This is a genomic window from Enterococcus sp. LJL128, assembly GCF_056924295.1.
Genome location: NZ_JBXPBP010000023.1, coordinates 34,404 through 49,791, shown reverse-complemented (window position 1 = coordinate 49,791; position 15,388 = coordinate 34,404). Strand labels below are relative to the sequence as shown.

General features: G+C 38.8%; 15 protein-coding genes. 12 read left to right on the top strand and 3 right to left on the bottom strand.

What is annotated here, in order from left to right; translation table 11 throughout:
• Window positions 1-134 (top strand): IS3 family transposase (locus AC1Z3K_RS17715; RefSeq protein WP_461732511.1); only part of this gene is annotated, 134 nt, incomplete at its 5' end.
• A 323-nt stretch (window positions 135-457) separates the two neighbouring features.
• Window positions 458-1,666, top strand: a complete 1,209-nt coding sequence (locus AC1Z3K_RS17710; RefSeq protein ID WP_461733470.1) for an esterase/lipase family protein — start codon at window positions 458-460, stop codon at window positions 1,664-1,666.
• A gap of 127 nt (window positions 1,667-1,793) precedes the next feature.
• Here AC1Z3K_RS17710 and AC1Z3K_RS17705 read toward each other — a convergent pair whose 3' ends face one another.
• Entirely contained in the window at window positions 1,794-2,129 is a 336-nt protein-coding gene (locus AC1Z3K_RS17705) for a hypothetical protein (RefSeq protein ID WP_426082440.1), read from the bottom strand.
• A gap of 356 nt (window positions 2,130-2,485) precedes the next feature.
• Between AC1Z3K_RS17705 and AC1Z3K_RS17700 the strand changes: the two genes are divergently transcribed.
• The 4 genes from AC1Z3K_RS17700 (at window position 2,486) to ribF (ending at window position 7,247) form a co-directional block, all read left to right on the top strand.
• Window positions 2,486-3,673, top strand: coding sequence for a VanZ family protein (locus tag AC1Z3K_RS17700; RefSeq protein WP_461733469.1), 1,188 nt, complete (start codon window positions 2,486-2,488; stop codon window positions 3,671-3,673).
• A 57-nt stretch (window positions 3,674-3,730) separates the two neighbouring features.
• Window positions 3,731-5,080, top strand: a complete 1,350-nt coding sequence (locus AC1Z3K_RS17695) for a DEAD/DEAH box helicase (protein ID WP_461733468.1) — start codon at window positions 3,731-3,733, stop codon at window positions 5,078-5,080.
• A gap of 280 nt (window positions 5,081-5,360) precedes the next feature.
• Window positions 5,361-6,281, top strand: a complete 921-nt coding sequence (gene truB, locus AC1Z3K_RS17690; RefSeq protein ID WP_461733467.1) for a tRNA pseudouridine(55) synthase TruB — start codon at window positions 5,361-5,363, stop codon at window positions 6,279-6,281.
• Window positions 6,282-6,299: 18 nt separating this feature from the next.
• Complete coding sequence (gene ribF, locus AC1Z3K_RS17685; protein ID WP_426082444.1) at window positions 6,300-7,247, top strand: riboflavin biosynthesis protein RibF; 948 nt, start codon at window positions 6,300-6,302, stop codon at window positions 7,245-7,247.
• Window positions 7,248-7,528: 281 nt separating this feature from the next.
• Here the strand turns inward: ribF and AC1Z3K_RS17680 are convergent, their stop codons facing one another.
• Together AC1Z3K_RS17680 and AC1Z3K_RS17675 are read right to left on the bottom strand one after the other, a co-directional pair.
• Window positions 7,529-8,323: an SDR family NAD(P)-dependent oxidoreductase gene (locus AC1Z3K_RS17680; protein ID WP_461733466.1), complete on the bottom strand. Its 795-nt coding sequence runs from the start codon at window positions 8,321-8,323 to the stop codon at window positions 7,529-7,531.
• 14 nt (window positions 8,324-8,337) lie between these two features.
• Window positions 8,338-9,177 carry an aldo/keto reductase gene (locus AC1Z3K_RS17675; RefSeq protein WP_461733465.1) on the bottom strand — a complete coding sequence of 280 codons (840 nt, stop codon included), beginning with the start codon at window positions 9,175-9,177 and terminating at the stop codon, window positions 8,338-8,340.
• A gap of 130 nt (window positions 9,178-9,307) precedes the next feature.
• Between AC1Z3K_RS17675 and AC1Z3K_RS17670 the strand changes: the two genes are divergently transcribed.
• The 6 genes from AC1Z3K_RS17670 to dnaK all read left to right on the top strand — a co-directional run bounded on the left by AC1Z3K_RS17670 (window position 9,308) and on the right by dnaK (window position 14,990).
• A complete protein-coding gene (locus tag AC1Z3K_RS17670; RefSeq protein ID WP_461733464.1) occupies window positions 9,308-9,664 on the top strand; it encodes a winged helix-turn-helix transcriptional regulator in 357 nt (118 codons plus the stop codon).
• Between the two features lie 6 nt (window positions 9,665-9,670).
• Window positions 9,671-9,856: a helix-turn-helix transcriptional regulator gene (locus AC1Z3K_RS17665; protein ID WP_461733463.1), complete on the top strand. Its 186-nt coding sequence runs from the start codon at window positions 9,671-9,673 to the stop codon at window positions 9,854-9,856.
• A gap of 296 nt (window positions 9,857-10,152) precedes the next feature.
• On the top strand, window positions 10,153-11,322 hold the full coding sequence (hemW, locus tag AC1Z3K_RS17660; RefSeq protein ID WP_461733471.1) for a radical SAM family heme chaperone HemW: 1,170 nt from the start codon (window positions 10,153-10,155) through the stop codon (window positions 11,320-11,322).
• Window positions 11,323-11,476: 154 nt separating this feature from the next.
• Window positions 11,477-12,520 (top strand): heat-inducible transcriptional repressor HrcA, encoded by a 1,044-nt coding sequence (hrcA, locus tag AC1Z3K_RS17655; protein ID WP_426082449.1) that lies wholly within the window; start codon window positions 11,477-11,479, stop codon window positions 12,518-12,520.
• 61 nt (window positions 12,521-12,581) lie between these two features.
• Window positions 12,582-13,106: a nucleotide exchange factor GrpE gene (gene grpE / locus AC1Z3K_RS17650; RefSeq protein WP_426082450.1), complete on the top strand. Its 525-nt coding sequence runs from the start codon at window positions 12,582-12,584 to the stop codon at window positions 13,104-13,106.
• A 54-nt stretch (window positions 13,107-13,160) separates the two neighbouring features.
• Window positions 13,161-14,990: a molecular chaperone DnaK gene (gene dnaK, locus AC1Z3K_RS17645; protein WP_426082452.1), complete on the top strand. Its 1,830-nt coding sequence runs from the start codon at window positions 13,161-13,163 to the stop codon at window positions 14,988-14,990.
• Window positions 14,991-15,388: the final 398 nt, after the last annotated feature.

The window sequence follows — 15,388 nt, the reverse complement described above, 5'->3', positions numbered from 1 at the left end:
ACATAGAGCCAAAATACTCTACCACTACTGTAATAGATATTGTCACAAATTACATTAAGAATTATAATACCCATAGAATTCAACGGAAGTTGGGTTATCTATCACCGATAGCCTATCGAAAACAGACCGTTTAATCGCCTCTCTTTTGCCCTCTCACTTTTGGGGGTCAGTGCCAAAGTGTTTAGCTCCGAGAAATAAGACGAATTATCCGAAAATAGCTTTTCATATTTTTGAGATAGTTCGGCTTATTTCCGAGAGAGCTACTTTTGGAACGCCGTTTATTCGGATTTTAGAGAAAGAAGAGTTCGGGCATTTACTTATGTCCCAAACTCTTTTTTGTCATTTTATTTGAAAATTAAAAAAATATTACAAAAATATGTTTCTTATTTGTTGTATAAATATTATAATAATAAGTAGGATGTTTTTTGGCATTCAAATATTTTTTAGGGGGAAAAAAATGAAAAAGAAACATTTGTATTATTTTATTGTAGGAGTTTGTCTATTTTTAGGTATTGGTTTTTTTCAAACTGAAGAAGTACATGGAGAAAATAAGGATCCGCATGTTTTTGTCCATGGATTGGTTGGTTTTGGTCCAGATGAGCTGAAACCTTTCCCAATTACTTATTGGGGTGGATTTTCTAATATTTTAGGGGATTTGAATGCGAAAGGCTATACTAGTTTGGAAGCTATTGTTAGTCCGTTTGGAAGTAACTGGGATCGTGCTGTAGAGCTGTACTATTATATTAAAGGAGGAACAGTAGACTATGGTGCTGCTCATGCTCAAAAGCATGGTCATGACCGATATGGACGAACATTTCCTGGAATTTATCCTCAATGGGATGGTCAGCACAAAATCCATTTAATAGGACATAGCCAAGGAGGGCAAACCAGTCGAGTGCTGGAAACGCTGCTGCGGGAAGGATCCGCGGAAGAACAAAGTTATGCCGCAGCCAATGGAACAGATATATCAGAACTGTTTCAAGGAAATAAAAATTGGGTTCACAGTATTACGACCTTGGGAACCCCACATAATGGGACGAAAATCGCAGATGTTGCTAAACCACTAATTAGTGATCTTATCTATAGTTTGGCAGCTGCAACCGGAAGTAGTAAAAGTAAGATTCCATATGATTTCAAATTAGATCAATGGGGGCTGCGTCAGCGCACTGGAGAAAGCAACAAGGACTATATGAAGCGGGTATTGAGCAGTAATGTTTGGAATAATAGTCAAGATATTGCCCTTCATGATTTAACTGTAGCTGGTTCAGATACAATTAACCAAATGACAAATCTTGCTGAAGATGTATATTACTTCTCTTTTGCTGGAGATGCTACTTATAAATCAGGGATTAGCAGTAATTATTTACCATTTATTACAATGTCTCCTCTGTTTACAATTCCTTCATCAATTCTTGGGAAAACAGGAACAGTGGAATGGCGAGCGAATGATGGACTTGTACCAGTTATTTCGGCAAAAGCTCCTTTCACACAAAAGAGTAAAGTTGCGGATAATCAAATGGAACCAGGAATTTGGTATGTAGAACCAGTTATTAAAGGCTGGGATCATATTGATTTTATTGGACAAGATTATTTGCAGGCACCATTACTAAAAAAAGATGTAAGAGCATTTTATGAAAAAATTGTTCAAAGAAACTATACAATTTAATATATAAATAATAAAGAAGCATTCAGCGGTCAATAATCTGCTGAATGCTTCTTTATTAGGGAAATAGCTGTTTAGTCGTGGAAACAAAAGTATGGGGTTTAACTTCCTATTTTTATTGTAGCTTAGACTAATCATTCTCTTTGTGAGTCTGCTTACGTTCCTGTTCAAAAGCATAAATTCGTTTCAAACCACGCCCGCAGTTAAGGATAATTAAAAGCATACCCAGAATAAGAGGAAACCAAAGGATATTCGGAGAGTAGCCCAGTTGAACATCTGATTTTGCATTAGATGCCCAGAATTCCTGCATAACTTGAAAACTAAAAACAGTCATAAATGATGAGATGAGTAAAAGAATAAAACCTATATAATAATGAACATGGGTTTTTAGTCTAATCCATTCAAAAAAGATATATAAAACAATTAGAAACACTGGCACACCGAATGCAAAATACCCGTTCAGCATATAATTTCCCTCCTTCTTTTTGTTAGAAATTATCATAAATACAAAAGCAAAACTAAATTTCAAAAAAAGCAAAGTCTAAAATCAAAATTAGCGTTTGTTTTTTTCAGAACAATTGAAAAGTAACTCGCTGGATAAAACAAGTATCATGTTTTGAATCTGATTTCCATAACGGATAGTATGTGTTTCGATAGATAGCTGTAGTTTAGCTTCATATACCTGTTCAATAAGATTTATCTATATAATAACTGTAAATCGTTTAGTTTTCAAAAAATATTTTCTTTAAAAAGCATTCGCCTGACATGACAAATAGTTGTTTTTTGATTAGACTTAGAATTAAGTGTAAAGGAGGCGACAAGATGGCAGCATATGAAGGACCGATTCAGACAGCAATCTATACTTTTCCATTTTTAGCATTTGCTATTTCATTTATTTTTATCATTTATGAATATCGAAAATATGGTACATTTTTATTTAGACGGGCAGTTATTCTATATTCATTCATTTTTTATCTTTTATGTGCCTATTTTTTAGTTATTTTACCACTACCATCCCGTGAGGAGGTAGCAAAATACACAAGTCAGATTATTGAACTGCGGCCATTTTATACGGTTGTCCGATTTTTAGATCAAACGAAGCTGGTTATAGGAGAGCCATCAACCTATCTGCCGGCACTCAAACAGGGAGTTGTACTAGAGCCTGTTTTTAATATTTTACTTTTAGTTCCTTTTGGTATGTATTTAAGGTACTATTTCGGGTTAACCTTCAAAAAAGTTGTTTTATATAGTTTTTTGTTATCATTATTTTTTGAACTGACACAATTGAGCGGGCTATATTTTATCTATCCTAGACCGTATCGTTTAGCAGATGTCAATGATTTAATGAACAATACTTTAGGCGGAATGATTGGCTTTCTGTTTACACCGTTATTCACCTTTTTACTGCCGACAAGAGCGGAAATTGATGAAGCGGCTTATAAGAAAGGACAGCAGGTGACGCTGTTTAGAAGATTTGTTGCTTTTACGATTGACTGGATAAGCATTTTTATTCTTGAAGGCTGCATTAATATTATACTGCGGCTCATTCCAAGCTATCGTATTTGGGATGATCAAGTACAGTTTTCTGGAAGCCGTTTCTGGTACTTCTTGATGGTTTTTCTTGTATTTATGGTTTTACCTGCCGTAGCGAATGGTCAAACGCTTGGGAAAAAAATTGTTAAAATCAGAATCGTTTCAGAAGATGGTAGTAGTGTTCGTTTTCGCTCGTTAATCTTGAGATATGGCTATTTCTACTATGTATTTGGGTTAATCTCGCTTTATCTCAGCAGTTCAGCGCAATGGCTAAATTCAAATAATCGTATGCTTCAGTTGATTTCATTCATACTTACCTTGTTTTGTGGACTGCTTTTTTTACTGTTCTTTCTAAATATCGGCTATGCCTTTTTCAAGAAAAACAGAAGGCTATTTTATGAAAGAGCCAGCCATACGTATACTGCCAGTACCATCGCTAGAGAAGAAAAGTTCAGAAAAAGCGGAGAGTCTGAATGACTTTTGTGGTATAATGCTTGAGGACTTACTAGTAATTAAAAGAAAAGAGGTGGGCAAGTGAGCTCCTTTGAACAATTTCAATTTCAGCCTTTTATTATGAAGGCCTTAGAGGATAAAGGATTTAAAGCACCAACTGAAGTTCAGGAAAAGCTAATCCCTGTGATTAAAAAAGGAAAAAATGTGATTGGACAATCACAAACTGGAAGCGGAAAGACGCATACCTTTCTGTTGCCTTTAATGGATAAAGTTGATGCAGCACGGGATGAAGTACAGATAGTTATTACTGCTCCTAGCCGTGAACTGGCTGGTCAGATTTATGGAGAGGCAAGTCAAATTGCACAATTTAGTTCGCCGGAAATCCGTGTTACAAACTTTGTTGGCGGAACAGATAAGCAGCGTCAGCTCAATAAACTGGGGAATCAACAACCCCATATTGTAATAGGTACGCCTGGCCGGATTTTGGATATGATTAATGAACAAGCACTGAAGGTCCATACGGCGTTTGCTTTTGTAGTAGATGAAGCGGATATGACATTGGACATGGGCTTTCTTGAGGAAGTAGATCAGATTGCGGGACGTTTGCCTGATAAGCTGCAAATGCTGGTGTTTTCAGCCACAATTCCTGAAAAGCTAAAGCCTTTTTTGAAGAAGTATATGGAAAATCCAGTTGTTGAACATATTAAACCGAAGACGGTTATTTCTGATACTATTGACAACTGGCTGATATCTACCAAAGGTAAGGATAAAAACCGTTTGATTTATCAGCTGCTGACAGTTGGTCATCCTTATCTGGCAATTGTATTTGCTAACACTAAGCAACGTGTGGATGAAATTGCGGATTATTTGAAAAAGCAAGGGCTAAAAGCAGCCAAAATTCACGGAGATATTACGCCGAGAGAACGAAAACGCGTGATGCGCCAAGTTCAAAATCTGGAGTTCCAATATGTAGTAGCAACAGATTTAGCCGCACGGGGCATTGACATTGAGGGAGTTTCTCATGTCATCAATGCAGAAGTGCCTTCAGAACTGGATTTCTTTATTCATCGCGTTGGTAGAACTGGAAGAAATGGTCTGGATGGAACTGCGATAACACTTTATGATCCTTCCGATGATTTACTTATTGCTCAGGTTGAGAAACTTGGGATAAAGTTTTATCCTAAGGAAATCAAAGACGGTGAGATTGTGGATACCTATGATCGTAATCGTCGGACGAAACGTGTAAAATCAAAAGATGAGTTAGATCCTACGCTGATTGGCCTAGTAAAGAAGAAAAAGAAAAAGATTAAACCAGGCTATAAGAAAAAAATTGATCGTGCGATTTCTGCCAGCAATAAGCAGAAACGAAAAGTAGATCGTCGACAGCAAACAAGAACTGCAAGAAAAGCCAAGAAAAACTCTAATCAATAAGACACAGGCAGAGACTTTATTGCATACATTTGTATGGTAAGGTCTTTGCTTTTTTAGAGTAGGTTGTAGGTATTTTTAGACATCAAGAGGTGTTTGCACCTGTTTACATTCTATTGACTGAAGTTAGCTATAACACAAAATAAAAGATTATGATTATGTTATTATATTTTTCAGACACTTATAGGCAGGTGAGGAATCATTGCGTACAGATTTGCGGCGTGTAAACTGAAATCGTTCTATGCTATAATAATCTGGTTAGTACGAAAATGGAGGAAATAAGATGGATGGAATCCTGCCTTTATGGAAGGAAAGCGGAATGACCAGTCATGACTGTGTCTTTAAGCTAAGAAAAATTCTGCATACCAAAAAAATTGGTCATGGAGGCACACTAGACCCTGATGTCTCTGGTGTCTTACCCATTTGTATTGGTAAAGGAACAAAGGTAATTGAATATATGGTTGATTCAGGAAAAACGTATGAAGGAGAGATTACCTTAGGAATCTCTACAACAACTGAAGATGCCAGCGGAGATGTGGTTGAGCAAAAAAGCATTACCATACCTTTTCCTGTTGAGAAAATCGACTGGGCGATGGAACAGATGCTAGGAGAAATCACTCAAATCCCACCGATGTATTCTGCTGTTAAAGTGAACGGGCGGCGATTGTATGACTATGCCCGAAATGGTGAGGAAGTTAAACGACCTAAAAGAACGGCGCTGATTCATTCATTTGAACGAACTAGTACGCCGCAGTTAGATGAGGAGAAAGGAACGCAGTCTTGGCGTTTCAAAGTGGTCTGCGGAAAAGGGACTTATGTACGTACTCTTTCAGTTGATACAGGTACTTTATTAGGCGTACCCGCTCATATGTCTGAGTTAGTTAGAACAGCGAGTGGTGGTTTGAGACAGGATCAGTGTCTGACATTAGCAGAAGTGGCAGAGAAAATGGAGGCCGGAGAAATTAATCAGGTGTTACTACCTATTGAAACAGCAGTTAAAGACTTTCCTGCGTTTTATTTAACGGACGAACAGTATAGTAAAGTACGGAATGGCGTATTTTTGACGATGAAAGAGTTGGGCATCACTGATATGCCGGCAGAACTAATTGCCCTCTATCACCATGATTTGGTGGTAAGCTTATATAAACAGCATGAGGAAAAATCTCATCTTTTAAAGCCGAGCAAGGTATTGAGAAATAATTAAAGAAAGAAGTTTTGAATTATGAAAATCGTTTCAATCCGCCATCCCTACGATCCAAAAGAAATTCCAAACGAGGATGTGGTGATGGTTCTGGGTTTTTTTGACGGCGTGCACAAAGGACATCAGAAGGTTATCGAAACCGGCAAAAAAATTGCCGAAGAAAAAGGCCTGAAGCTCGCAGTGATGACTTTTAATCAACATCCTTCAATTGTATTTCAAAAAATTGAGCCGGCATCTATGAAGTACCTGACCAGTTTAAAACAAAAAGAAGAACACATGGAAGCGCTAGGCGTAGACATTCTTTATATTATTGACTTCACCTCTGCATTTGCAAAGCTGCCTCCACAGGAATTTGTTGATCAATATATTGTAGCGCTGCATGGAAAAGTTGCAGTATCCGGGTTTGACTATACTTACGGACCTAAGGATATCGCTGATGTTGCTCATTTTCCTGAATATGCCAAGGGGCGGTTCGATGTTGTTACTGTTCAGAAGGAAGAGCTGGAGGGGCTGAAAATTAGTTCCACACGTATTCGGGAAATGATGGATGATGGTAATATGGAAGAGGTTACTGAGCTATTAGGGTATGTGTATGAAACTGAAGGAACAGTTGTTCATGGAGATGCACGGGGAAGACAACTTGGTTTTCCTACTGCGAATATTCAAGTGAAAAGTATTGTTAGACTACCTCGAATCGGCGTTTATGCTACTCGGATTAAAATTGGTAATCAGTGGTATGCCGGAATGGGATCCATTGGGCATAATGATACATTTGGTGAAGGTAGGGAGTTAACAGTAGAAGTCTATATTTTAGATTTTCATAAAGACATCTATGGTGAGCAGGTTACTGTCCGCTGGGACCACTATCTGCGTGATCAGGTCAAATTCAATGGGGCAGACGCCTTAATTAGCCAACTGAAGCAGGATGAGCAGGATACTGCGGATTATTTTGCAAAAAGGAAAAAGTGAAATAAAGCAGCAAGCTATAGTTAAAGCGACTCTTGCATAACTGCAGTTGGCAAGAGAAGAATCCTATTGGTGAGTAGAATTAGTGCTTCTAATTGATGCGCCACTCTTAATTAAGGACAGGTTGAGCATAAGACGTTTTAGATCTCATGTTCAACCTGTCTTTTGTATATTCGTGATAATTAGTTTCTCAATTTTAGCAGCGTAGCCTCTAATTGCATTTAATTTGAACGTTTTTTACAAATCACAGGCTGGAAACTGCTTTCTTATCTTTTCATAAATAGCTAATAAATCGTAGGGATTAAGCCGCCATCTGCACGTAAAGCAGAGCCGGAAAAAGATGAGGCATACGGGCTGGCAACAAAAACGGCCAACCGACCGATTTCTTCAGGACGAATCAGCCGCTGAATCTGTGAAAGAGGACGATGGTTTTTCATAAAATCATGTTCCCATTCATCTGAAGGAAGACTGCTATCCTGGTACATGTCCTCAAGCATTTTCTGAACACCTTCAGTCAAAGTAGAGCCAGGCATAATCGTATTTACCGTTACATGAGTACCTACGGTCAGCTTCGATAAGCTTTTTGCTAAGGATAGATTCATTGTCTTCGTCATACTGTACTGGGCCATTTCTCCTGACGGCATCAAGGCCTCTTCGCTGGCGATAAAAATAATTCGTCCGAAATCCTGTTTCAGCATAGCTGGTAAATAATGGTTGGCTAGAGCATTACCGGCTAAGACATTAACCTTGAAAAAATGTTCCCAAATATCATCGGTGATAGCCCAATAATCCATTGGCTGAAAAATACCCATGTTGTTAACTAAAATATCTACTTTAGGAAAGGTATTGAAAAGCTTCTCACGTTCTTCTAATTTTTCTAAATCAGCTGGGGCCCCCTGTGGGTCAGTTTCTGGAAACAGCTGCTTAATCTCCTCAACAACATGCATCACCTGAACTTTATCTCGTCCGTTAATAATCACATCTGCTCCTTCGCGTGCCAGCTCAATAGCGATGGCTTTTCCAATTCCTTTGGTGGAACCAGTAACAAGAGCAGTTTTTTTAGCTACATTCATCTCCATAATAAAAACCTCCTTTAGAAGTCAAACGTATCAGGATCTGGTCCGACGCGTAGATTTTCGTTCAAATTAGTTATTGCCACCATCTCTTCATCAGATAATTCAAAATCAAACAGTTGTGCATTACTTTTCATCCGAGCAGACTGCACAGATTTTACTACCAGCAGAATATCCTGTTGAACAGCCCAACGCAAAACTATTTGTGCGCTGGAACGCTGGTGAGCTGCCCCAATCTTTTGTAGGAGGGGGTCATTTAATATTCTGCCCTGCATCAATGGTGACCAAGCCTGAATATGGATATTATGCTGTTTACAAAAATCCCGTAATTTCTGTTGGTTCAATTTTGGATGCAGCTCAATTTGATTGATGACAGGTAGAACGGTTGCGAAACTTAGCAGCTTTTCTAAATGCTGAATCTGAAAATTGCTGACGCCGATAGCCTTAACTTTTCCAGCTTTGTATAGGTCCTCCAATGCTTTCCAGGATGTCTCAAATGCATCTGTTCCAGGCCAGTGAATCAGGTATAAATCAAGGTAGTCCAGCCCTAGAAGTGACAAACTATTTTCAAAAGCAGTTATTGTTTCGTCATAGGATAAGTGATTATTCCAAAGCTTGGAAGTCACAAATAGTTCTTCCCTTGCTATATTTGCTGCCGCCATTCCTTTTTTTATTCCAGCGCCTGTACCAGCTTCGTTTCCGTAAATTTGAGCAGTGTCAATCAGGCGGTAGCCTTGAAGAATTCCTTCAGAAACCACTGCTTCTGTTTCTTCATCAGGTATTTGAAAAACCCCTAAGCCTAACCCGGGAATTTGGCTTCCATTGTTTACTATTATTTTTTCTTCTAATGAATGAATCATTGATTTTCCTCCTCAAGCTTTTTCTGAAATTACTATATAACGGAATTATCCAAAAGGATAGTACCGACTTTTTCGTGCTATACTAACAAAAAAGTATCAATTGTGAAACTAGAAGGATTGGAGCGAAAAAATGAAACAAAAAATTTATAATATTGGTGTTGAAGCTGCGATGGAGGTTATTGGCGGGAAATGGAAACCGATTATTTTATGTAATTTGCGTCATGGTGCATTGCGTCCAAGCGACTTGCAGCGTAAAATTCCGGGAATTAGTCAGAAAATGATGACTCAGCAGCTGCGTGAATTAGAATTGGATAATATTGTCAAACGAAAATCATACAATCAGGTACCGCCAAAAGTAGAATACTCATTGAGTCCATATGGAGAAACACTGGAAATTGTTTTGGATGGATTGTGTCAGTGGGGCACGATGCATGTGACCACCTTGCAGAATCAGGGGGAAGAGGTACTGCTTTTAGCAGAAAGTTGATAGAAAATGAAGAAAATTGAGCGTGTTTTATCAATCATTATTTTACTTTTAGAAAATGATGTTATTTCCGCTTCTGAGCTGGCTGCACGTTTCGGCGTTTCTAAGCGAACAATTTTCAGAGACATTGAAACGATTGAATATGCAGGTTTTCCGATTCACTCAGCTTTTCAAAAAACAGAGCCATTGTACTGAATCCTCAAGAAGTGTTGCCAATAGATACTCTGATTATCTGTATCCAGATGGCACTAACCTACCATGATAAAAAATAGAACTGAAAGATTCCAAACAGACTCTCTATAACCTATGCGGATAATATGCTAAAATAGACGGAAACATCCAGTGTTTAACTGGCGGCTTAAGCTTGAAAAGCAACCGAAGGGCGCTAGAAATGATTAAAATTTGAACGATGATACAAGTGAATTTTTTTCTAATGGTTTCCATGGTGTTAATATTGTGTGATTTTGGTTTTTGGAAGGAAAATGAATAGAATGACGATAAACAATGATTTAAGAAACAACAGCAAAATTTCAGCTTACATTCACATACCATTCTGTGAGCATATCTGCTACTATTGCGACTTCAATAAAGTTTTTCTGGAAGGTCAGCCGGTAGATGAATATATTGAAGCGCTGCTAAAAGAGATTCGTCTGACATTGGCGGAATCCCCTCGAAAAAAGATGGAAACAATCTATGTAGGCGGCGGAACACCAACATCGCTAAGTGCAGAACAGCTGGACCGCTTGCTGTTTGGTGTGAGGGAGCTGCTTCCTTTTGATGACTGCAACGAGTTTACAGTAGAAGCAAATCCGGGAGATTTAAGTCGAGAGAAGCTGAAAGTAATGAAGAATTATGGTGTAAACCGTCTATCAATGGGGGTTCAGACCTTCGACGATCAACTGCTGAAAAAAATTGGTAGAAAACATACCGCAGCTGATGTCTACCAGACAATGGACTTTTTAGACAAAGAGGCATTTGAGAATGTTAGTATTGATTTAATTTATGCGTTGCCAGGGCAGACGCTTGCCAGCTTCCAGGATACACTTCAGCGGGCAATTGATTTAGACCTCCCTCATTATTCATTGTATTCACTGATATTGGAAAATAAAACGATGTTTATGAATTGGGTGAGACAAGGAAGGCTGACTCTTCCTGATGAGGATGCGGAAGCAGGGATGTTTGAAGAGACAATCAAAAAAATGGCGCAGACGAACAGACAACAGTACGAGGTCAGCAATTTTGCGTTGAAGGGAAAAGAGAGCCAACACAATCTTGTGTATTGGAATAATGAACATTATTATGGATTTGGTGCTGGAGCCAGTGGTTATCTGGGAGACAATCGTTACCGTAATTACGGACCCATTCAGCATTATTTAAAACCCTTGCGTGAAAATCGTCTGCCAGTATTAGAAACTGAACATTTAACTAAGAACAATCAAATTGAAGAAGAAATGTTTCTGGGACTAAGAAAGCTAAGCGGTGTAAACAAAAAGCGTTTTGTAGAAAAGTTTGGCATTGACATAACGACAGTTTACGGGGAAGTTATTCCTTCACTAATCAATAAGGGATTATTAGTTGAAACAGCAGAGGCACTTCGCCTCAGTGAAAAAGGACTATATATTGGAAATGAAGTCTTTGAATCCTTCCTTTTGGATGCTTAATAACAAGAAAAAAGAAAACTATAGCAATTTTTAGCACTCGGTTATAAAGAGTGCTAAAAATTGCTGTTTTTTTCTTGACAATCATGATAGAACTTGCTATATTAATAATTGTATTAGCACTCATTAGAGAGGAGTGCTAATGGAGGGTGGTATTATGATTACTGAAAGACAAAAAGAAATCTTGAGACTTATCATCCAGCAGTACACAACTACGGGGACACCTGTAGGTTCGAAAAAATTGATGGAGGATGGAATCAAGTCCAGTTCTGCCACAATTCGAAATGATATGAAAGCTTTAGAGGAGCAGGGATTGCTGCTTAAAACCCATTCTTCTTCTGGAAGGGTTCCGTCTATGAACGGCTATCGCTATTATGTTGATTACCTGCTGAAACCAGCTGAGGTAGAACCGGGAGAATTAAATAGTATTCGCCAGTCCTTTGGCTCAGAGTTTCGGGAGATTAATGATATCATTGAACAATCTGCGAAAATCTTATCTGAGCTAACCAGCTATACAGCGTTTTCTTTGGGGCCGGAGGTTAAGGAAAGAAAATTAACAGGATTTCGGATGGTTCCTTTGAATGATCGGCAGGTTATTGCTATCATTGTTACTGACAAAGGAAATGTCGAGAGTCAGGTATTTGCTATCCCAAACACTGTTTCCAAAGAAGATTTAGAAAAAATGACTAATATTATCAACGAAAAGCTTGTTGGGCAGCCTTTGCTGACCGTTTACCATCGTTTACGCACAGAGATTCCAATGATTCTGCACAGGTATTTCCAAACGCCTGAAGGGATGATGAATCTTTTCGACACGATGCTGGGGCACATTTTTGAAGAGAAGGTTTATGTGAGCGGTCGTTTGAATCTGCTGGATTTTGGCGTTAGTATGGATCACAGTCAGTTAAAATCAGTTTATTCTTTTATGAATAACACAGAAGCGCTGACCAATCTGCTGGAAATGACTGAAACAGCTGCAAGACCAATTAGCTTTAAAATCGGTTCGGAAATCGGCAACGATTTACTGAAAAGCATGAGCATGATTACGGCAACCTATGAAGTTATCGGACATGGCAAAGGAACTATCGCATTACTGGGACCGGCAAGTATGCCGTATTCTAAAATATTTAGTCTAGTTGATGTATTTAGAAATGAGCTGGCTTCACAGTTAGGCTCTTACTATCGATTTCTTGATGGATAGCGCTTTGGTGATATTCTTAAAGATAAATTGAATCTACGAAACGGGAAGGGAAGTTGCTGGATTGAACAAAGAAGAAAAAGAAGAGCTTCAGGATCAAGTAGAAGAAACAGCTTCGGAAAACACAGAACCTGAACTGACAGAAACAGAAACACTAAAGAACGAGCTTAATGAAATGGAAGATAAGTTCCTGCGGGCCCGTGCAGAAATTGCTAATATGAGCAATCGTTTTAAAAATGAACGAGAGCTGCTGGTTCGTTACAGATCACAGGATTTAGGGAAAAAATTATTGCCGGCTCTAGATAATTTAGAACGGGCAATGGCGATTGAAGTCGACGATGAACAAGGCGCAAGCCTGAAAAAGGGCATCGAGATGGTTTATGAAAGCATGATCTTTGCCTTGAAAGAAGAAGGAATCGAAGAAATACCGGCACAGGGAGAGTCTTTCGATCCGAATCTTCATCAAGCAGTTCAGACAGTTCCGGCTGATGATGGTGTTGCTTCAGACACAATTGTAGAGGTTCTGCAAAAGGGCTATAAGCTACAGGATCGTGTTCTGCGCGCCAGCATGGTAGTCGTTTCTCAATAAATAAAATAAGCACATTCAATTTTAAAATTAAAATAGAAGATAGGAGAAATAAACATGAGTAAAATAATTGGTATTGACTTAGGAACAACAAACTCAGCAGTTGCTGTATTAGAAGGCGGAGAAGCAAAGATTATTGCGAATCCAGAAGGAAACCGTACAACACCTTCTGTTGTATCTTTTAAAAATGGAGAAATTCAAGTAGGGGAAGTTGCTAAGCGTCAGGCAGTGACAAATCCTCATACAATCGCTTCAATTAAACGCCACATGGGTGAAGCTGGCTTTAAAGTGGAAGCTGAAGGTAAATCTTATACGCCTCAGGAAATTTCTGCAATGATTCTGCAATATCTAAAAGGTTTTGCAGAAGACTACCTAGGTGAAAAAGTAGATAAAGCAGTTATTACTGTTCCAGCATATTTCAACGATGCACAACGTCAGGCAACTAAAGATGCTGGTAAAATTGCCGGGTTGGAAGTTGAACGGATTGTCAATGAACCAACAGCAGCAGCATTGGCTTATGGTTTGGACAAAACAGATAAAGATGAAAAAATTCTAGTATTTGACTTGGGCGGCGGTACATTTGACGTTTCCATCCTTGAGTTAGGCGATGGTGTCTTTGATGTATTATCTACTTCTGGAGACAACAACTTAGGTGGGGATGATTTCGATAACAAAATCATTGATCATATGGTTGCGGAATTCAAGAAAGAAAACGGTATCGACTTAGGTCAGGATAAAATGGCATTGCAGCGTTTGAAAGATGCTGCTGAAAAAGCGAAAAAAGATTTATCAGGTGTTACAAGTACACAAATCAGCTTACCGTTTATTACAGCTGGAGATGCAGGTCCGCTTCACTTAGAAATGAACTTGACTCGTGCAAAATTTGATGAGCTAACTGCTGATTTAGTAGAACGGACAAAAATTCCTGTACGTCAGGCATTAAAGGATGCAGCATTGAACGCTTCTGATATTGATGAAGTGATTTTAGTTGGTGGTTCAACTCGTATTCCAGCGGTTGTTGAAGCAGTTCGTAAAGAAACGAATAAAGAACCAAATAAATCTGTGAACCCGGATGAAGTAGTGGCAATGGGTGCGGCTATTCAAGGGGGCGTTATCACTGGTGATGTGAAGGACGTTGTACTATTAGACGTGACTCCTTTATCACTAGGTATTGAAACAATGGGCGGCGTATTTACGAAGCTGATTGACCGCAACACAACGATTCCAACAAGTAAATCTCAAGTATTTTCTACCGCAGCAGATAACCAGCCGGCAGTAGATATTCATGTACTGCAAGGTGAACGTCCAATGGCGGCAGACAATAAAACATTAGGAAGATTCCAATTGACAGATATTCCAGCTGCTCCTCGCGGTGTACCGCAAATCGAAGTAAGCTTTGATATCGATAAGAATGGTATCGTGAACGTACGTGCGAAAGATTTAGGAACACAAAAAGAACAAACAATTACAATTAAATCTTCTTCAGGTTTATCAGACGATGAAATCGAACGCATGGTGAAGGATGCTGAATCAAATGCGGAAGCAGATAAACAACGTAAAGAAGAAGTAGATCTTCGTAATGACGTAGACGCTTTGCTGTTCACTGTAGACAAAACATTGAAAGAACTTGAAGGTAAAGTTGATGCGGATGAAGTGAAAAAAGCAGAAGATGCTCGTGATGAACTGAAAGCAGCTGTAGAAGCAAATGATATCGAACAAATGAAAGCTAAACGTGATTCATTAAACGAAATCGTTCAAAATCTAACAGTTAAATTGTATGAGCAGGCAGCTCAGCAACAAGCACAGGAAAATCCGGAAGCAGCTCAAGGCGGCGCAGATGATGTTGTTGATGCAGACTTTGAAGAAGTCGACAAAGACGAACAATAAGCAGACTGCCTAAAAAGAAGTCAGGAAAGAGGTCGGGACAGAAGCCGGAAACTGCTTCTGTCCCGCCGTTTATTGTAGAGAGAAAAATAATTTTCTGATAATCAAAAAGGACACTGCCAATGTTGATTTTACATAAATGTATTTAGGTTTTACTTGAATTATGGTATGATTACAACGGTGCTTTTGTTGTAAAAGACTAAAAAAGGCAGTCAGTGCGGAGAAAACAGGCGGGAATAAACCAGATATTTTTTGCATGTATGTGTCTGATGTGACGCCGAATTCTCTATAAGCAAAACCTTTGTTTCTGATCACACTGCTTCTGATTGTCAACTATTCAAGTTTTGAGTGATGATGGCTAAGGTGTATCTATACTCAAGGGAAATACAAGTTGGAGGGAA